We start from the raw sequence: 18,138 nt of genomic DNA on the forward strand, positions 1-18,138 counted from the left end.
ACCCAACTGTCACAGCAGCAGTCACGGGAGCGCAATCCCGTCCCCGAGCTGTTGCCCGACTGTTGCCCAGCCGCTCGTCCTCCCCGGTCAGCGCCCCTGTGTTCTCCCGCTCAACCGCTGTCCGGTTCCCTCCCTTACGTCCTTCCTCGTCCCTCGCGTGGCAATCGAACTGTCCCGAACAGTTCGGCTTGGTGTGTTTGTCCTGCGCTCACTCCGTTGGGTGATGTGCCGCATGCGCATAGTCCGTTCGGGCCATTCAAGATTGGGCCCGAAGGGGGTGTTGCGCTGTGTCCACGTTCCGTAACGTCCTGGACTGGCGGCGGTGAATATGCCGCTGCCGCCGTGGGGGAGCCTCGATTCGGGAGAGGACGGCGCCGGCATGGGCTGGGTTACCGACTGGAGTGCGCAGGCTGCCTGCCGCACTACCGATCCGGATGAACTATTCGTACAAGGGGCAGCGCAGAACAGGGCCAAGGCGGTGTGCACGGGTTGCCCCGTGCGGACCGAGTGCCTGGCCGACGCGCTGGACAATCGTGTGGAGTTCGGTGTCTGGGGAGGGATGACCGAGCGGGAACGCCGCGCGCTGCTGCGCAGGCGCCCCACCGTCACCTCCTGGCGCCGACTGCTGGAGACCGCGCGCAGCGAGTACGAGCGCGGGACGGGCCTGATGCCCGGGAGCGCCGACGGGGGCCTCGACCTGGGCCTGGGCGTCGGTGTGGACACCGGCGCCGGGCTGTCCGGGGTCGAGCTGTCCGAGAGTGGCGGCGGCGACCTGGAGAGCGCGGACGCGCGGGAACGGGAGCGGCGCGAGTCCGCCGCCGCCCGGGTCCTGCGGTTCGGGCGGTACGCGGCCGTGGGGTGAGGGCGGCGCGCGGGCCGGCGCGCCGCTGACGACTGGTGCGGTCAGTGACGTACGCGGTACGGGAGTTGGGCGTTCGGTGCCGTGCCGTACGGTGCCGTGCCGTCGCGAGCTGTGTGGTGGTGGGGCGTGCCCATGTCGTGTGTCCTGCGCGGGTGCCGAGGGGGACGGCTGCCGGGCGGGCGACGCGACGGGCGGTTCTGTGACGTGGGGGTTCGTCGGCCGGTGATCCGGCGTCGGCCGGTGATCCGGTAGCGCTGTGGCCGGCGGGCCGTTCGACGTGTCGTCGTGTCCTGTCCCGGCCTGTCGCGGATCGCGCCCTCGTTGCGGGCCGCTCTTGCTCCCGGCTCAGCGCTCGCTGCTCTCCTCGTCCTCCCGTGGGTCCCTGCTTACTCGTCGTCGCCCTAGTCGCCTTTGTCGGCCTTGTCACCCGTTGTCGACGGTCTCGTCCTTCCGTTCCGCTGGCGGGCGGGGCTCCTCGGCCGCCGCCGCGAGGCGGTCGCCGATCGTGCGCAGGCCGGACAGGTCGTGCACATCGGCGGGGAGTGCCGCCACCTCGGCCACCGGCACCTCGGGGTGCAGGGCCGTGAAGCGGTCCCGGGTGCGCTGCTCGCGGTCGAGCAGGCGCATCCGTTCGGCGTGCAGACGCAGCAGTCCCGCCGCCACGCGGGCCGCGGCAGCCGGATCCTCCTCGTCGGGCGGCGCCGCCGAACCCGGTCCGTCCTCGGGGGAGTCGAGGGCGCCGGAGTCCGTCTCGGGGGCGTTACCGAGACCAGCTTTCCCGGCCCGCTGATCCACAATGCCGTTCTCGTCAAGATTTTCGGCGGCGGCGAGCGCGCGTTCCGCCGAGAGCCCGGCGGCGCCGCTGCGGTGCGTCCGGTTGAGGACGAGACCGGCCAGCGGCATCCCGTCGGCGGCCAGTCGCTGCACGAAGTACGCGGCCTCCCGCAGCGCGTCCCGCTCGGGCGCCGCGACCACGAGGAACGCCGTCCCGGGCGCCTGGAGCAGGCGGTACGTCGCGTCGGCGCGGGTGCGGAAACCGCCGAACATCGTGTCCATCGCCGCGACGAAGGTCTGTACGTCGCCGAGGAACTGGCCTCCCAGCAGCTTGCCGAGGGTGCCCGTCATCATGGACATCCCGACGTTGAGGAACTTCATCCCGGCCCGGCCGCCGGCCTTCGCGGGGGCCATCAGGACGCGGATGAACTTCCCGTCGAGGAAGGAGCCGAGGTTCTTCGGCGCGTCCAGGAAGTCCAGCGCCGAACGCGAGGGCGGGGTGTCGACCACGATGAGGTCCCACTCGTCCCTGGCCCGCAGCTGGCCCAGTTTCTCCATCGCCATGTACTCCTGCGTACCGGCGAAACCGGCGGACAGGGACTGGTAGAAGGGGTTCTCCAGGATGGCCCGGGAGCGCTGCGGATCGGCGTGCGCCTCGACGATCTCGTCGAAGGTCCGCTTCATGTCGAGCATCATCGCGTGCAGTTCGCCCTCACCCTTGACGTCGGTGACGCGGCGCGGGGTGTTGTCGAGGGCGTCGATCCCCATGGACTGCGCGAGGCGGCGGGCCGGGTCGATGGTGAGGACGACGACCTTGCGGCCGCGTTCGGCGGCGCGCAGGCCCAGGGCGGCGGCCGTCGTCGTCTTGCCGACGCCGCCGGAGCCGCAGCACACCACGATGCGGGTCCCGGGGTCGTCCAGCAGCGGATCGATCTCCAGGGCGGGCGCCGGGTCCAGGCTCATATGTCCTTGTCCCTCTCGGTGGCGTGGGGCGGTACGGCGGTGGTCAGCGGGGTGCCGGGGCGCGGCGGGGGAGCCTGCGGAGGCGGCGGGGACGTCTGTGGTGGAGGCGGCGGGGACGTCTGTGGAGGCGGCGGCTGAGGCGGCCGTGGCGTTCGTGCTGGCGGGGGCGCGGTCACAGGCCCTGGCTCCGCAGCTCCTTCTGGCGGGGGCGCGGTCACAGGCCCTGGCTCCGCAGCTCCTTCGACAGGCGGTAGACCCCGGCCAGGTCCATTCCCCCCGCGTAGAGCGGCAGTTCGTGCAGGGGCTGACCGAGACCGGCGAGGACCTCGCGCTGGGCGGCCTCCAGGGCGTGCCGTTCCGCGTACTCGGCGGCCTGCTCCAGCAGCGGGTCCACGAGCCGCCGCGCGGGGCCACCGGGCCGCGCGGAGCCCAGTCCGGCCGCCGACAGGGTCCGGGCGAGTTCCGCGTGCCGGGTGCCGTCCCCGCCGTCGTCCAGGGCGCGGCCGAGATCGGCGTCCCCGATGAGCGCGGGGCGCACCATGTTGACCAGGACCCGGCCCACCGGGAGCCGGGCCGCGCGCAGTTCGGCGATGCCGTCGGCGGTCTCCTGGACCGGCATCTCCTCCAGCAGCGTCACGAGGTGCACCGCCGTCTCCGGGGACTTCAGCACCCGCATGACGGCCTGCGCCTGGTTGTGTATGGGGCCGATCCTGGCGAGTCCGGCGACCTCGTCGTTGACGTTGAGGAAGCGGGTGACGCGGCCGGTGGGCGGGGCGTCCATGACCACGTAGTCGTACGCGAACCGGCCCTGCTTGTCCTTGCGGCGCACCGCCTCGCAGGCCTTGCCGGTGAGCAGGACGTCGCGGACGCCGGGCGCCATGGTCGTCGCGAAGTCGATCGCGCCCATCTTCTTCAGCGCGCGGCCCGCGCTGCCGAGCCGGTAGAACATCTGGAGGTAGTCGAGCAGCGCCAGCTCCACGTCGATGGCGAGCGCGAACACCTCGCCGCCGCCCGGGGCCACCGCGATCTTGTGCTCGCCGTAGGGCAGCGGTTCCGTCTCGAAGACCTGCGCGATGCCCTGTCTGCCCTCGACCTCCACGAGGAGGGTGCGCTTGCCCTCGGTGGCGAGGGCGAGCGCCAGGGCGGCGGCGACCGTAGTCTTTCCGGTCCCGCCCTTGCCGCTGACGACCTGGAGCCTGCTCACATCCACCTCATGCCCGCGAGCCTAAATCCTCACCGGCTCCTGTGGAGGGGCTGGGGAGGTTCGTCCCCTTTGTTCCGCTGTTCCGTTTGTTCCGCTGTTCCGTCGTTCCAGCGGGGGGCCGCCGCCCGGCAGGCGTCGCGCACGGCCCGGGGCGGCCGTCCGGGGAGGCGTTGGGCCGCGTCCCGGCCAGCCGTTAAAGTCGCCGCATGACCAAATGGGAATACTCGACCGTGCCGCTCCTCGTCCACGCGACCAAGCAGATCCTCGACACCTGGGGCGAGGACGGCTGGGAACTCGTGCAGGTCGTTCCCGGCCCGAACCCGGAGCAGCTGGTGGCCTACCTGAAGCGCGAGAAGCAGGCGTGAGCGCCGTCGAGCGGCGCCTCGCCGACCTGGGGCTGACCCTGCCCGACGTGGTGCCGCCGCTGGCCGCCTACCAGCCGGCCGTACGCAGCGGCGTGTACGTGTACACGGCCGGGCAGCTTCCCATGGTCGACGGGGCGCTGCCGACGATCGGCAAGGTCGGCGCCGAGGTCACCGCGGAGGAGGCCAAGGGCCTGTCCCGGGTGTGCGCGCTCAACGCGCTGGCCGCGGTCAAGTCGGTCGCCGGGGACCTCGATCAGGTCGCCCGCGTCGTCAAGGTCACCGGCTACGTGGCCTCCGCGACCGACTTCGCGGGGCAGCCCGCGGTGCTGAACGGGGCGAGCGAGCTGCTGGCCGAGGTGTTCGGTGAGAGGGGCGTGCACGCGCGCAGCGCGGTCGGCGTCGCCGTCCTGCCGATGGACGCGCCGGTCGAGGTCGAGCTGATCGTCGAACTGCTGGGCTGAGGTCGTCCGGGGGGCGAAAGCCGTCGGCCGTCGGCCGTCGCCCGTCGGCCGTCGCCCGGAGCGGGGCGGGCCCGAAACGGGGCCCGCCCCGCTTCCTTCGCCCCGGTGCGCGCCCCGCCGCCCCGTTCCTGCTTCGAACTGTCGCTCGGGAAGAGTTAGCCTCCGGCCATGGGTAATGGTCGTCATGGACAGTGGTATCCCGCCGAGTGGCCCGAGCGGATCAGGGCGCTCGCGCGCGGGGAGCTCGAACCCGTGACGCCGCGCCGGGCGTCCACCGTGCTGTTGCTGCGTGACGTGCCGGACGGCGCCGGTGGTCTCGCCGTGCACATGCTGCGGCGGCGCGCCTCGATGGCCTTCGCGGCCGGGGCGTACGCGTATCCGGGCGGCGGCGTCGACCCGCGCGACGACGAAGAGCAGGTGCGCTGGGCCGGGCCCTCGCCCGCCGACTGGGCCGTACGGCTCGGACTGGACGAGCCCTCCGCCGCGCAGGCCGTCGTGTGCGCGGCCGTGCGCGAGACCTTCGAGGAATCCGGGGTCCTGCTCGCCGGGCCCACCGCAGACACCGTCGTCTCCGACGTGTCCGGCCCCGAGTGGGACGCCGAACGGGCCGCTCTCGTCGCGCACGAACTGTCCTTCGCGCAGTTCCTGAACCGCCACGAGCTCGTGCTGCGCAGCGACCTGCTGGGCGCGTGGGCGCGCTGGATCACCCCCGAGTTCGAGTCCCGCCGCTACGACACGTGGTTCTTCGTCGCCGCGCTCCCCGAGGGCCAGCGCACCCGCGACGTCTCCACCGAGGCCGACCGCACCGAGTGGGTCCGCCCCGTGGACGCGCTGGGCCGCTACGAGGACGGGGCGTTGCAGATGATGCCGCCGACCGTCGCGACCCTGCGTGCCCTCGTCCCGTACGGCTCGGTCGTCGGCGTCATGGACGACCTCGACGCCCCCGATCTCACCCCCGTCCTCGCCCAGGCGCGGCTGGAGGGCGAGGAGGTCGTCCTGACCTGGCCGGGCCACGAGGAGTTCACCAAACGGGTCCCGGAGATGCCGGAGATCCCGGAGCCCCCGCGGTCCGCCGAGTCCGTCGGCGTCCCCACGGACGTACCGGCCGACGAGGGGCGGGGCGCGCGGTGAGCGCCGTGCCCGCGCCGCCCGGCAGCCCCCGTGACGCCGTCGTGAGCGGTCCCGCGAGCGAGCGCGCCGTGAACGTCCTGGCGCCGAACCCTTCGGTCATGACGCTCGACGGCACCAACACGTGGATCGTGGCCGAACCGGACTCGGACCTCGCCGTCGTCGTCGACCCCGGGCCGCTCGACGAGACGCACCTGCGCGAGGTCGTCGCGACCGCCGAACGGGCCGGCCGCCGGATAGCCCTGACCCTGCTCACCCACGGGCACCCCGACCACGCCGAGGGCGCGGGGCGCTTCGCGGAGCTGACCGGGACGGCCGTACGCGCCCTCGACCCGGCCCTGCGGCTGGGCGAGGAGGGGCTGGCCGCCGGGGACGTCGTCACGACCGGCGGGCTGGAGATGCGGGTCGTGCCGACCCCCGGCCACACCGCCGACTCGCTCTCCTTCCACCTGCCGGCCGACGGAGCCGTCCTGACCGGCGACACGGTCCTCGGGCGCGGTACGACGGTCGTCGCGCACCCGGACGGACGGCTCGGCGACTACCTCGACTCGCTGCGCCGGCTGCGCTCCCTGACCACCGACGAGGGCGTGCGCACGATCCTGCCGGGCCACGGGCCGGTCCTGGACGACGCGCAGGGCGCCGTCGAGTTCTACCTCGCGCACCGCGCCGCCCGCCTCGGCCAGGTCGAGGAGGCCGTCGCCGCCGGGCTCACCACCGCGCCCGAGGTCGTCGCCCGCGTCTACGCCGACGTGGACCGCTCCCTGTGGCCCGCCGCCGAATGGTCCGTGGCCGCCCAGCTGGAGTACCTGCGGGGACGCCGCTGAGCCGGAGCGGCCCCGTGCGCCGGGTACGCGCACGACGGCGGCCGGCTCCCGTGCGGGGGGCCGGCCGCCGTCGTGGTCGTGGGCCCGGACGTGCGGGCGGGGGCGCGGGGCGCCGGGGGTCAGCGCGAGCGCTTCGCCAGCCGCTCGACGTCGAGGAGGATCACCGCGCGTGCCTCCAGACGCAGCCAGCCGCGTCCGGCGAAGTCGGCGAGCGCCTTGTTGACCGTCTCGCGGGAGGCGCCGACGAGCTGGGCCAGCTCCTCCTGGGTCAGGTCGTGCACGACGTGGATGCCCTCCTCCGACTGCACGCCGAAGCGGCGCGACAGGTCGAGCAGGGCGCGGGCCACGCGGCCGGGGACGTCCGAGAAGACCAGATCGGACATCTGGTCGTTGGTCTTGCGCAGTCGGCGGGCCACGGCGCGCAGCAGGGCCGCGGCCACCTCGGGGCGGCCGTTGAGCCAGGGCTGGAGGTCGCCGTGGCCGAGGCCGAGCAGCTTCACCTCGGTCAGCGCGGAGGCGGTGGCCGTACGCGGGCCCGGGTCGAACAGCGACAGCTCGCCGATCAGCTCACCGGGGCCGAGCACCGCGAGCATGTTCTCGCGGCCGTCCGGCGAGGTGCGGTGCAGTTTCACCTTGCCCTCGGTCACCACGTAGAGGCGGTCTCCCGGCTCGCCCTCGTGGAAGAGAGCCTCTCCACGGGCGAGGGTCACCTCACTCATGGAGGCGCGGAGTTCCGCAGCCTGTTCGTCATCGAGCGCCGCGAACAGCGGGGCGCGTCGCAGAACGTCATCCACGAGTTCTCTCCTTGTCGACCTGCTCAGGGGACCGGTCGGACCCCATTTTGCCGGACGTGCCAAACAGTGTGATCAGTCACAAGTCTGCCGCACGCTTGTCGTGTCCCGAGCGGTAGGGGGCCGATTGGAGTGCTCTACCCCGTCCTCGACGGCGAATGTCCGCACCGCCCTCTACGCTGACCGAGTGCCCAACACACCCGTGAGAGCACAGGCCAGAGGGGTGGGCGGCGCGGGACGTCCCCTCGATTCCGCTCTGGGCGAACATGCACCTGATGGGCCCGTAAGAGCGCATGAGAGCGGCAGACGACACACCGGGGAAGGGCTTCGACGGAGGGTTCGGAGGGCACGACGTGACAGCTGAGAAGACGGCGGCGGCGAAAACCGCGGGAGCGAAGAGCGCGGCGGTGAAGAGCGCGGGAGCCAAGAGCGCGGGAGCCAAGAGCGCGGGAGCCAAGAGCGCGGGAGCGGGCGCCGCGGCGACGGGAGCGGCCGAGAGCGCGACGGGCAAGACCGCCGCGACGGGCAAGACGGCCGCGACCAAGGCGGCCGCGACCAAGACCGCCGCCAAGAAGACCCCCGCCAAGAAGGCGGCGGCGAAGAAGACCCCCGCCAAGAAGGCGGCGGCCAAGAAGGCTCCCGCGAAGGCTTCCGCCAAGAAGGCTCCCGCCGGCAAGGCTTCCGCCGGGAAGACCGCGGCCAGGAAGGCCCCCGCCAAGAAGACCTCCGCGTCCGCCCGTCCCCCCGGTTTCGCGAAACGGGAGTCGCGGGCCGCGATGGTGCACCGGGCGCACCTCATCAACGAGGAACTGGCCGAGGTCTACCCGTACGCCCACCCCGAGCTGGACTTCGAGAACCCCTTCCAGCTCCTCGTCGCCACGGTGCTGTCCGCGCAGACCACCGACCTGCGGGTGAACCAGACGACCCCGGCGTTGTTCGCGAGGTACCCGACTCCGGAGGACATGGCGGCGGCGGTCCCGGAGGAACTGGAGGAGGTCATTCGGCCGACCGGGTTCTTCCGCGCCAAGGCCCGCTCGCTGCTCGGCCTCTCCGCGGCCCTGCGTGACGAGTTCGGCGGCGAGGTCCCGGGCGAGCTGAAGGACCTCGTGAAGCTGCCCGGAGTGGGCAGGAAAACGGCTTTTGTCGTCCTTGGTAACGCTTTCGGTGTCCCGGGGATCACCGTCGACACGCACTTCGGGCGGCTCGCCCGGCGCTGGAAGTGGACGGCGGAGGAGGACCCGGTGAAGGTCGAGGCGGACGTCGCCGCGATCTTCCCGGAGAGCGAGTGGACGATGCTCTCGCACCGGGTGATCTTCCACGGCCGCCGGATCTGCCACGCCCGCAAGCCCGCGTGCGGGGCCTGCCCGATCGCCCCGCTCTGCCCTTCGTACGGTGTCGGTGAGACGGACCCGGAGAAGGCCACGAAGCTGCTCAAGTACGAGAAGGGCGGGATGCCCGGACAGCGGCTCAAGCCCCCGCCCGGCTTCCCCGGCCCGCCCGCCCCGCCCCTGGGTGCCTGACCTGCGAAGGAACGAACCGGGCGAGGACAGGCGTTGTGCGGGAGAACGACGGGCATGGATGGCGGGGGAGCGGGAGAGCGACGCCCCATGAAGGACACGGACCGGCGTGCCGGGATGGACACGGACCGGCGCGCCACGAGGGACGCCTCGGACGGGCGGGCCACGATGGACGACCCGGACCGGCGCGCCGCGAAGGCAGCCCCGGACCGGCGCGTCCCGAGGGAAGACCCGGACCGGCGCGCCACGAAGCAAGACCCGGACCGGCGCGCCGCGAAGGACGACACGGACCGACGACGATCCGGCCGGGGACGGCCGGAGGAAGCACCTGGCGGTGAAGCGACACTGAGCACGGACGGCACGACCGAGAACGCGCTGAGCGAGGACCGCGCGACAAGCGGGACGAGCACGATAAGCGGGACAAGCACGATAAGCGGCACGAGCACGTCAAGCGGGACGAGCGCGACAAGCGGCATGAACGGCGCGAACGGGACGACGGCGGCCCTGAGCACCCCCGTCCCGCCCCCCTCGCACCGGGCGGGGCCGCGCTCCGGGGAGAGCGGCCCGGGGGACACCCGGTGGGACCCGTCGGGCCCGGCGGGCCAGGCCCCCGCCCCCGCCGTCCGCACCGACGGCCTCCCCGGCTGGCTCGACCCGGTCGTACGGGCCGCCGGCACCGTACGCGGTGAGCAGCTCAGCCGGTTCCTGCCGCCAAAGAGCGGCGCGGGCCGGCAGTCCGCGGTGCTGATCCTGTTCGGGGAGGGCGCCGACGGTCCAGAGATACTGCTGACCGAGCGCGCCACCTCCCTGCGTTCGCACGCGGGGCAGCCCTCGTTCCCCGGCGGTTCCCTCGACCCCGTGGACGGCGATCCGCGGACCACCGGGCCGCTGCGCGCCGCCCTGCGCGAGGCGCAGGAGGAGACCGGTCTCGACCCCGCCGGGGTGCAGGTCTTCGCGGTGCTGCCGCGGCTCTACATCCCGGTCAGCGAGTTCGTGGTGACCCCGGTGCTCGGCTGGTGGCGCAGCCCGAGCCCGGTGCGCGCCGTCGACCCGGGGGAGACGGCCCGGGTCTTCACCGTGCCCCTGAGCGAACTCACCGACCCCGCCAACCGCGCCACGGCCGTGCACCCGCGCGGTCACGAGGGCCCGGCCTTCCTCGTGCGCTCCGCGCTGGTCTGGGGATTCACCGCCGGAGTGATCGACCGCGTCCTGCACCTCGCGGGCTGGGAACGCCCGTGGGATCGCCGTAAGCGTGTCTCACTCGACTGGCGCTCGTGACAGGGTGGCTCAGTGAACGCGCTGGACATCTTTCTGCTGGCCGCCGCCGTGTGGTTCGCGATCGTCGGCTACCGCCAGGGTTTCGTCGTCGGCATCCTCTCGGTGATCGGTTTCCTCGGCGGCGGACTCGTCGCCGTGTACGTGCTGCCCGTGCTCTGGGACAGCCTGACCGACAACTCGGAGGTGAGTACGACCGCCGCCGTCGTCGCGGTGATCGTGGTCATCGTGTGCGCCTCGGTCGGCCAGGCCCTCACCACCCACCTCGGCAACAAGCTCCGCACGCACATCACCTGGAGCCCCGCGCGGGCGCTCGACGCGACCGGCGGAGCCCTCGTCAACGTGCTCGCGATGCTGCTCGTGGCCTGGCTCATCGGTTCGGCGCTCGCCGGCACGACGCTGCCGACGCTCGGCAAGCAGGTCCGTAACTCCAAGGTCCTGCTCGGCGTGTCCCGGGCCCTTCCGCAGCAGGCCGACACGTGGTTCGCCGACTTCAGCTCGGTGCTCGCGCAGAACGGCTTCCCGCAGGTCTTCAGCCCGTTCTCGAACGAGCCGATCAAGCAGGTCGACCCGCCCGACCCGGCCCTCGCGAACAGCACCGTGGCGAGGACCGCGCGCCAGTCCGTCGTCAAGGTCGTCGGCACCGCCACCGGCTGCGGGAAGGTCCTCGAAGGCAGCGGCTTCGTGTTCGCGAAGAACCGCGTCATGACCAACGCGCACGTCGTCGGCGGCGTCAAGGAACCCACCGTGCAGATCGGCGGCGAGGGCCGGCGCTACGACGGGACGGTCGTGCTCTACGACTGGGCCCGCGACATCGCCGTACTCGACGTGCCCGGACTGCCCGCCCCCGCCCTCAAGTTCGCCGAGAGCGACGCCTCCGCGGACAGCGGCGCGATCGTCGCGGGCTTCCCGGAGAACGGCGCGTACGACGTGCGGCCCGCTCGCGTCCGCAGCCGCATCACCGCCAACGGCCCGGACATCTACCACCGCGGCACCGTCCGCCGTGACGTCTACTCGCTGTACGCGACCGTGCGTCAGGGCAACTCCGGCGGACCGCTGCTGACGCCCGGGGGGAAGGTCTACGGCGTCGTCTTCGCGAAGTCCCTCGACGACCCGGACACCGGCTACGCCCTCACCGGCGACGAGGTCCGCGAGGACGCCGAGAAGGGCCGCTCCGCCGACCAGCGGGTGGACAGCGAGGGCTGCGCGCTCTGAGCCGCGCCCACCTGACGACGCGATACGGCGACCGGGCGGTCCCGGTCGCCGTATCGCGTCGTCAGGTGGGTGTGCGGGGGCGAAGATGATGGCGGCCGCCGGAAGGCGGCGGCCGGTGAAGTGGTGGTGCGCGTGCGGTCAGGGGCGCGTGTGCTTCAGGCGCGCCGAGACCCAGCGGGCCCGGCGGCGCAGAATGTGGGGGATTCCGACCCCCTCCTGGGAGGGATGGTCGTGGCCCGGTACGAACGGGCCGACCCCCTCACGGCTGTTCAGCGCGGTGGCTGAGCGGCGGTCGCGTGCGGCGTCACTGTAATCGTGCGTCCAGCCCATACCCCCACGTCTGCCCGGCCCCCAAGGTCGGTAATCGCGGCGCCGGTCCCCAATTGGCCTATGCGGCTGGCAACACATGTTCGATGGGCGGTCAGGGGCGTCCGTTGAGCGACGCGTGGGGGCAGGCGGCCCGCCGGCCGGGGCTCAGCGGTCGGGTTCGGGGTCCTTGAGCCAGTTCACCAGCTCCGTGGAGAAGGCCAGGTGGTCCTCCTCGTGCGGGAAGTGCCCGAGGCCGTCGAAGAGCCGCCAGCGGTAGGGGGCCTCCACGTACTCCCCGGACCCGGCCGCGCTGCGCGTGCGCAGCACCGGGTCCAGCGAGCCGTGCAGATGCAGCGTCGGCACCCGTACGGGACGCTTCATGCGCCGGTAGAACTGCACGCCGTCCGGCCGGGCCAGCGAGCGCACGAGCCACCGGTACGGCTCGACCGAGCAGTGCGCCGTCGACGGGATGCACATGGCCCGCTGGTACGTCGTCACCGCCTTGTCGTCGGGCGGCCGCTGCCCCGACCAGTCCCGGATCAGCCGGCCCACCAGCGCGCCGTCGTCCGCCACGAGCTGCCGCTCCGGCACCCAGGGCCGCTGAAAACCCCAGATGTGCGAACCGGCCGCGCTCTGCTTCACGTCGGCGAGCATCGCCGAACGCCAGCGGCGCGGATGCGGCATCGAGGAAACGGCGAGGCGGCGCACCAGCTTCGGCCGCATCACGGCCGCCGTCCACGCGAGATAGCCGCCCAGGTCGTGCCCGACGAGAGCGGCGTCCGGCTCGCCCAGGGAACGGATGACGCCCGTGATGTCGAGCGCCAGGTTGGCCGGGTCGTAGCCGCGCGGCGTGCGGTCGCTGCCGCCGACCCCGCGCAGGTCCATCGCCACGGCACGGTAACCGGCCTCGGCGAGCGCGGTCAGCTGGTGCCGCCACGCCCACCAGAACTGCGGGAAGCCGTGCACGAGCATGACGAGCGGCCCCTCACCGGCCTCCACGATGTGGAAGCGTGCGCCGTTGGCCGCGACGTCCCGGTGGGTCCACGGACCCTCGATGCGGACGACGGAGGCGGGTTGCGCCGAATGGGGGGCAGAGGCGGTCATGAGGACGAGCGTGCCACAGCCGCGGTGCTGCCAGCCTCCCCCTTGGCGAGGGCCGGCTGCTCCTTGGTGAGAGCGGGCTGCTCCAGGGCCGGGAACTTCTCCAGCTCCGGCACCTCGGGACGCGGGTGCGGCTTGGCGTTGGAGAGCACCCCGGCATCGGTCTTCGCGGCGGCGATCGCCTTCTGCGGGCCCCTGCCGTTCTTGGCCTTCTTGCCGAAGACGGCGGCCACCAGCAGGAACAGGACGGCGACCAGGACGTTCGCGGCGAAGGACAGCAGGAAGCACACCGAGATGTGCCAGTCGCTCCACGCCTGAATCCCGTAGGCCAGGGCGAAACTCAGCATCGGCAGCGAGAAGATCAGGATCGCCCCGGCGACGGCCCCCGTGCCGCCGCTGACCGCGCCCCGCTTCACGTCCTGCTTGAGCTGCGACTTGGCCAGAGCGATCTCGTCGTGCATCAGCGCGGACATCTCGGCGGTGGCCGAGGCGACCAGTTCGCCGAGGCTGCGGTCCGCGCTGCCGAGTCCGGCGCTCGCGTTGCCGAGGCTGCGGTCTGCGCTGTCAGGTGCGCTCATCGCGTACTCCCTCATCTCTTCCCCGGGCCACCCGGCCAGGGGTGGCCCTGCTGTCGTCCGCCCCGGTTGTCCCGGCGGGTGGCTCCGGAGGCCCCGGCGCCGCGGCCCGAAACAGGGTCAGACCTCAGATCATGCCGGACCCCTGTCCTTGCCGCTTCCCCCACCCGGCCCGCCGACTCCTGAACCCCGTGCCTCGCTTCCCGCGGCTTCCCGTGGCGCGCCGCCCACTTGCCGCCTCCCCGCGACGGCCGCCCTCCGGCGCCCCGCTCTCCGCCGCCTTTCTGACGTTGCGCCGTACGGGCGTGGCGAAGGCGCGCGGACGGGGGAGCCGAACCAGCCGGGGAGACTGACCTGAAAGGGCGAAGCCTCTGTTCTACGGGGGATCTACGGGGCATCTACGGGGATCTATGGGGCTCTATGGGGCTCTATGGGGAGGCGCCTCGTTCTCATGAGGGGATGATCCTCCGTTCTGACGAGGGGAGGAGTCCCCGTCCTCCGTTCAGGGATCGCCGGCGCCGCGCGGTGTGCCGGTGGGGGAGGCGGTACCGGCGGTGGCGTCCGTCGGAGCGTGCCCGCCCCTGTCCTCGTCCTTGTCCTCGTTCCCGGGGTCCTCGTTCCCGGAGTCCTCGTCCTCGTCCCCGGACCCGGACCCGTGCCCGTCGCCCTCCGCCGGGGTCCGCGCCGGCCCGGGGCGGTGGCCGGTACGTTCCGCCGCGGGCAGCCCTCCGCCGAGTGCCGCCGCCTGTCTCCGCTCCGCGGCGGCCTTCCGCTCGTACAGGACCGCCAGCCGCAAGTGGTGCTCGGGATCGTCCTCCTGGTAGACGTCGGGCACCGCGTCCCGGTCCTCGTCCCGTTCCTCCTCCAGAGCGATCCGCCGGTACACCCGGTTACGCCTGCGCAGCAGGACCGCCGCGAGGAGTACGGCGATCAGTGAACCGGTCAGAACGGCGGCCTTCACCTCGTCGGCCAGTCCGGGATCGCCGGGGAAGGCCAGCTCCCCGATGAGCAGGGACACCGTGAAGCCGATCCCCGCGAGCACGGAGACCGCGAACAGGTCCGCCCAGGCCAGTTCCCCGCTCAGCGAGGCCCGCGTGAAGCGCACCGTCGTCCACGTACCGCCGAAGATCCCCAGCGCCTTGCCGACCACCAGGCCCAGCACCACACCGAGCGTCTCCGGACGGCTGAAGACGTCCCCGAGAGCGCCGCCCGAGACGCTCACCCCGGCCGAGAAGAGCGCGAACAGCGGGACCGCGAGACCGGCGGACAGCGGCCTGACCTGATGGTCGATCCGCTCCCCCGGTGAGACCGCCTCGCCCTCCCGGCGCGTGCACCGCAGCATCAGCCCCATCGCGACCCCGGCGATCGTCGCGTGCACGCCGCTGTTGTACATGAGGCCCCAGATCACCAGGGCCAGCGGGACGTGGACGTACCAGCCGCGTACGTTCTTCCGTACGAGCACCCAGAAGACGAGGAGCCCGGCGCAGGCCCCGCCCAGCGCCGCGAAGTCCAGGTCGCTCGTGAAGAAGACCGCGATGATCAGGATGGCGAACAGGTCGTCGACGACGGCGAGCGTCAGCAGAAAGGCCCGCAGCGGGGACGGCAGCGAGGTGCCGAGCACCGCGAGGACCGCGAGCGCGAAGGCGATGTCGGTCGCCGTGGGCACCGCCCAGCCGCCCAGGTCCCCGCCCCCGGCCACGTTGACCACCGTGTACACGAGAGCCGGGGCGATCATCCCGCAGGCCGCCGCGACCACCGGCAGCGCCGCCGCCCGCGGATCGCGCAGATCACCCGCGACCAGCTCCCGCTTCAGCTCCGCTCCCGCGACGAAGAAGAAGACCGCGAGCAGCCCGTCGGCCGCCCAGTGCTCCACCGACAGGCGCAGCCCCAGCGAGGCGGGGCCGAAGTGGAAGTCCCGCACGGAGGCGTAACTCCCGGACAACGGGGTGTTCGCCCAGATCAGGGCCAGTACGGCGGCCGTCAGCAGCAGCACCCCGCCCAGCGTCTCGGCGCGCAAGGCGTCCGCGAGGTATCGGTACTCCGGCAGCGGCAACCGCCCGAACACCTTGGGCCGGGAACGGGCCGGGGTGGCGCCGGGAAGAGGGGTGGGGGGAGGGGCGGGTGTTGGGGAACCGGGGGCCGGGGAACCGGGGTGCGGGGAACAGTCAGGGCCGGACGGGTCGGGCGGGGTGCCTGAGGGGCCGGACGGGTCGGGCGGGGTGCCCGACGGGCCGGACGAGGACGGGGGTGTCACGGAAGGGTGCCTCCGGGATATGGGCCGGCGCCTCACAGGCGCCGCGCGGCGTTGACTACAGCCGCCGACCAGACTTCCCGGCACCCCTCTTCTGTTGTGACTTCCGTTGTGGTCCGCTCCGCGCTGGGGCGTGCCTCTCACCCTAACGGGTGGCTCTCACCTCGCGTGGGTGGCGCGAGCCCATCCAGGGGACGCGAGCCCATCCAGGGGAGAGGAGCGGGCTCGGGCGTAATCCTGTGTCCGCCCGCGCCGCCCGCGCCCCCGCGCGCTCCTCTCCCCGCCCGCCCCGTCCTCTCCGCCTCGTCCCGGTCCCTTCTCAGACCCCGTTCAGTCGTTGCTTCCCGCGCTCGGCAGCTGCGTCTGGATGAGGTCCATCACCGCCGAGTCGGTCAGCGTCGTGACATCGCCCAGCTCACGGTTCTCCGCGACATCCCGCAGCAGCCGCCGCATGATCTTCCCGGAGCGCGTCTTCGGCAGTTCCTGCACCGGCAGGACCCGCTTCGGCTTGGCGATCGGGCCGAGAGTGCGGCCCACGTGGTTACGCAGATCGGCCACCAGATCCTCGGACTCCGCGGCCGAACCGCGCAGGATGACGAAGGCCACGATCGACTGGCCCGTCGTCGCGTCGTCCGCGCCGACCACGGCGGCCTCGGCCACCGCCGGGTGCGAGACGAGCGCCGACTCGACCTCGGTGGTCGAGATGTTGTGCCCCGAGACGAGCATGACGTCATCGACCCGGCCCAGCAGCCAGATGTCGCCGTCCTCGTCCTTCTTCGCACCGTCACCCGCGAAGTACTTGCCCTCGAACCGCGACCAGTACGTGTCGACGAACCGCTGGTCGTCACCCCAGATGGTGCGCAGCATGGAGGGCCACGGCTCGGTCAGCACGAGGTAGCCGCCCCCGCCGTTCGCCACCTCGTTGCCCTCGTCGTCCACGACCGTCGCGGCGATCCCGGGCAGCGGGGTCTGCGCCGAACCGGGCTTGGTCGCCGTCACCCCGGGCAGCGGGGAGATCATCATGGAACCGGTCTCGGTCTGCCACCAAGTGTCCACGATCGGCGCGTTGTCGTGACCGATGTTCTTCCGGTACCACATCCACGCCTCGGGGTTGATCGGCTCACCCACCGAACCGAGCACCCGCAACGAGGACAGGTCGAACTTCGCGGGGATGTCGTCGCCCCACTTCATGAAGGTCCGGATCGCGGTCGGCGCCGCGTACAGGATCGTCACGCCGTACTTCTGCACGATCTCCCAGAACCGGCCCTGGTGCGGGGTGTCCGGGGTGCCCTCGTACATGACCTGCGTCGCGCCGTTCGACAGCGGCCCGTAGACGATGTACGAGTGCCCGGTGACCCAGCCGATGTCGGCGGTGCACCAGTAGACGTCGGTCTCCGGCTTGAGGTCGAACACCGCGTGGTGGGTGAACGAGGTCTGTGTCAGGTAGCCGCCCGAGGTGTGCAGGATGCCCTTCGGCTTCCCCGTCGTACCCGAGGTGTACAGGATGAACAGCGGGTGCTCGGCGTCGAAGGGCTCGGGGGTGTGCTCGGCGGACTGGCGCTCCACGACCTCGTGCCACCACACGTCGCGTCCCTCGGTCCAGCCGACCTCCTGGCCGGTGCGCCGGACCACGAGCACGTGCTCGACCGTCTCGAACCGCGAGACCGCCTCGTCCACCGCGGGCTTGAGCGAGGTGGGCTTCGAACGGCGGTACCCGCCGTCGGCCGTGATGACGACCTTCGCGTCCGCGTCGGCGATCCGGGCCGCGATGGCGTCCGCGGAGAAACCGCCGAAGACCACCGAGTGCATCGCCCCGATCCGCGCGCAGGCCAGCATCGCGACGACCGCCTCGGGGATCATCGGCAGATAGACGGCGACGCGGTCACCGGTGCCCACACCCAGCTCGATCAGCGCGTTGGCGGCGCGTGAGACCTCGTCCTTCAGCTCCGCGTAGGTGATCGACCGGCTGTCGCCCGGCTCACCCTCGAAGTGGATGGCGACCCGGTCGCCGTGGCCCGCCTCGACATGCCGGTCCACGCAGTTGTAGGCGACGTTGAGCTTCCCGTCCGCGAACCACTTCGCGAACGGCGGGTTGGACCAGTCGAGGGTCTCGGTCGGCTCCGTGGCCCAGCTGAGCCTGCGGGCCTGATCGGCCCAGAAGCCGAGGCGGTCCTCCTCGGCCCGCGCGTAGGCGTCCGCCTTCACGTTGGCGTGCGCCGCCAGATCCGCCGGTGGCGGGAACTTCCGCTCTTCCTTGAGCATGTTGGCGATAGACGAACGCTCGCTCACTGACCCACCCTCCCGTGGTGTAGACCAATTCTGTTCTGCCAGGGGGATTCAACGCTTGCGCGTAGACGAGGTCAACCCCCGTCCGCCCCGATACTGGCAGGGGTGCGCGGATCAGGAGACCCGACACCGATGGCACGTATCCCGCAGGTGGAGGGTTCACCGCACCGCACGAACAGCCAGGCCCGGCGCAAGCCCTCCCGCCTGCTCCTTTGCTTCTTCCACCCCTGACGGTTC

Annotated in this window: 15 protein-coding genes and 1 pseudogene; 8 read left to right on the plus strand and 8 right to left on the minus strand. The window is 72.3% G+C overall.

The window, feature by feature from the left end:
• Window positions 1–379: 379 nt before the first annotated feature.
• Window positions 380–673: pseudogene (locus ACFYMP_RS19000) on the plus strand (WhiB family transcriptional regulator); the annotation flags it as partial.
• A 612-nt stretch (window positions 674–1,285) separates the two neighbouring features.
• On the opposite strand, the gene ACFYMP_RS19005 reads toward ACFYMP_RS19000, so the two are convergent.
• The gene (locus ACFYMP_RS19005) at window positions 1,286–2,599 is read right to left on the minus strand and encodes an ArsA family ATPase (RefSeq protein WP_388858496.1); all 1,314 of its coding nucleotides are present in this window, start codon (window positions 2,597–2,599) and stop codon (window positions 1,286–1,288) included.
• Window positions 2,600–2,813: 214 nt separating this feature from the next.
• Window positions 2,814–3,803 carry an ArsA-related P-loop ATPase gene (locus tag ACFYMP_RS19010; RefSeq protein WP_388858499.1) on the minus strand — a complete coding sequence of 330 codons (990 nt, stop codon included), beginning with the start codon at window positions 3,801–3,803 and terminating at the stop codon, window positions 2,814–2,816.
• A 206-nt stretch (window positions 3,804–4,009) separates the two neighbouring features.
• Between ACFYMP_RS19010 and ACFYMP_RS19015 the strand changes: the two genes are divergently transcribed.
• The 4 genes from ACFYMP_RS19015 to ACFYMP_RS19030 all read left to right on the plus strand — a co-directional run bounded on the left by ACFYMP_RS19015 (window position 4,010) and on the right by ACFYMP_RS19030 (window position 6,581).
• A complete protein-coding gene (locus ACFYMP_RS19015) occupies window positions 4,010–4,168 on the plus strand; it encodes a DUF4177 domain-containing protein (protein WP_210871712.1) in 159 nt (52 codons plus the stop codon).
• The gene (locus tag ACFYMP_RS19020; RefSeq protein ID WP_388858502.1) at window positions 4,165–4,629 is read left to right on the plus strand and encodes a RidA family protein; all 465 of its coding nucleotides are present in this window, start codon (window positions 4,165–4,167) and stop codon (window positions 4,627–4,629) included. Before ACFYMP_RS19015 ends, ACFYMP_RS19020 begins: the two co-directional genes overlap by 4 nt.
• A gap of 168 nt (window positions 4,630–4,797) precedes the next feature.
• Window positions 4,798–5,760 carry an NUDIX hydrolase gene (locus ACFYMP_RS19025; protein ID WP_388858505.1) on the plus strand — a complete coding sequence of 321 codons (963 nt, stop codon included), beginning with the start codon at window positions 4,798–4,800 and terminating at the stop codon, window positions 5,758–5,760.
• A complete protein-coding gene (locus ACFYMP_RS19030) occupies window positions 5,757–6,581 on the plus strand; it encodes an MBL fold metallo-hydrolase (protein WP_388858508.1) in 825 nt (274 codons plus the stop codon). Before ACFYMP_RS19025 ends, ACFYMP_RS19030 begins: the two co-directional genes overlap by 4 nt.
• Window positions 6,582–6,700: 119 nt before the next feature.
• Here ACFYMP_RS19030 and ACFYMP_RS19035 read toward each other — a convergent pair whose 3' ends face one another.
• Window positions 6,701–7,375: a Crp/Fnr family transcriptional regulator gene (locus ACFYMP_RS19035; protein ID WP_363145580.1), complete on the minus strand. Its 675-nt coding sequence runs from the start codon at window positions 7,373–7,375 to the stop codon at window positions 6,701–6,703.
• 350 nt (window positions 7,376–7,725) lie between these two features.
• Here ACFYMP_RS19035 and nth point away from each other — a divergent pair, with 350 nt between their 5' ends.
• The 3 genes from nth (at window position 7,726) to ACFYMP_RS19050 (ending at window position 11,379) form a co-directional block, all read left to right on the plus strand.
• The gene (nth, locus tag ACFYMP_RS19040) at window positions 7,726–8,892 is read left to right on the plus strand and encodes an endonuclease III (RefSeq protein ID WP_388858511.1); all 1,167 of its coding nucleotides are present in this window, start codon (window positions 7,726–7,728) and stop codon (window positions 8,890–8,892) included.
• A 471-nt stretch (window positions 8,893–9,363) separates the two neighbouring features.
• A complete protein-coding gene (locus ACFYMP_RS19045) occupies window positions 9,364–10,167 on the plus strand; it encodes an NUDIX hydrolase (RefSeq protein ID WP_388858514.1) in 804 nt (267 codons plus the stop codon).
• Window positions 10,168–10,179: 12 nt separating this feature from the next.
• Window positions 10,180–11,379: a MarP family serine protease gene (locus ACFYMP_RS19050; RefSeq protein ID WP_388858518.1), complete on the plus strand. Its 1,200-nt coding sequence runs from the start codon at window positions 10,180–10,182 to the stop codon at window positions 11,377–11,379.
• A 138-nt stretch (window positions 11,380–11,517) separates the two neighbouring features.
• On the opposite strand, the gene ACFYMP_RS19055 is transcribed toward ACFYMP_RS19050, so the two are convergent.
• From ACFYMP_RS19055 to acs, 5 genes are all read right to left on the minus strand, one after another.
• On the minus strand, window positions 11,518–11,709 hold the full coding sequence (locus ACFYMP_RS19055) for a hypothetical protein (protein ID WP_388858521.1): 192 nt from the start codon (window positions 11,707–11,709) through the stop codon (window positions 11,518–11,520).
• Between the two features lie 144 nt (window positions 11,710–11,853).
• Entirely contained in the window at window positions 11,854–12,792 is a 939-nt protein-coding gene (locus ACFYMP_RS19060; RefSeq protein WP_388858524.1) for an alpha/beta fold hydrolase, read from the minus strand.
• The gene (locus ACFYMP_RS19065; RefSeq protein WP_388858527.1) at window positions 12,789–13,367 is read right to left on the minus strand and encodes a phage holin family protein; all 579 of its coding nucleotides are present in this window, start codon (window positions 13,365–13,367) and stop codon (window positions 12,789–12,791) included. The genes ACFYMP_RS19060 and ACFYMP_RS19065 overlap by 4 nt, the downstream gene beginning before the upstream one ends.
• A gap of 499 nt (window positions 13,368–13,866) precedes the next feature.
• Window positions 13,867–15,417, minus strand: a complete 1,551-nt coding sequence (gene nhaA, locus ACFYMP_RS19070; protein ID WP_388858530.1) for a Na+/H+ antiporter NhaA — start codon at window positions 15,415–15,417, stop codon at window positions 13,867–13,869.
• Window positions 15,418–15,945: 528 nt separating this feature from the next.
• On the minus strand, window positions 15,946–17,877 hold the full coding sequence (acs, locus tag ACFYMP_RS19075) for an acetate--CoA ligase (RefSeq protein WP_388859019.1): 1,932 nt from the start codon (window positions 17,875–17,877) through the stop codon (window positions 15,946–15,948).
• Between the last annotated feature and the right edge of the window lie 261 nt (window positions 17,878–18,138).

Source organism: Streptomyces sp. NPDC007088 (assembly GCF_042869355.1).
In the GTDB taxonomy this organism is placed as follows: Bacteria; Actinomycetota; Actinomycetes; order Streptomycetales; family Streptomycetaceae; genus Streptomyces.

Coding starts and splice junctions, on each gene's coding strand:
- ACFYMP_RS19005 (WP_388858496.1), bottom strand. CDS start 2,599: ATGAGCCTGGACCCGGCGCCCGCCCTGGAGATCGATCCGCTGCTGGAC.
- ACFYMP_RS19015 (WP_210871712.1), top strand. CDS start 4,010: ATGACCAAATGGGAATACTCGACCGTGCCGCTCCTCGTCCACGCGACC.
- ACFYMP_RS19025 (WP_388858505.1), top strand. CDS start 4,798: ATGGGTAATGGTCGTCATGGACAGTGGTATCCCGCCGAGTGGCCCGAG.
- ACFYMP_RS19045 (WP_388858514.1), top strand. CDS start 9,364: ATGAACGGCGCGAACGGGACGACGGCGGCCCTGAGCACCCCCGTCCCG.
- ACFYMP_RS19055 (WP_388858521.1), bottom strand. CDS start 11,709: ATGGGCTGGACGCACGATTACAGTGACGCCGCACGCGACCGCCGCTCA.
- ACFYMP_RS19060 (WP_388858524.1), bottom strand. CDS start 12,792: ATGACCGCCTCTGCCCCCCATTCGGCGCAACCCGCCTCCGTCGTCCGC.
- ACFYMP_RS19065 (WP_388858527.1), bottom strand. CDS start 13,367: ATGAGCGCACCTGACAGCGCAGACCGCAGCCTCGGCAACGCGAGCGCC.
- acs (WP_388859019.1), bottom strand. CDS start 17,877: ATGCTCAAGGAAGAGCGGAAGTTCCCGCCACCGGCGGATCTGGCGGCG.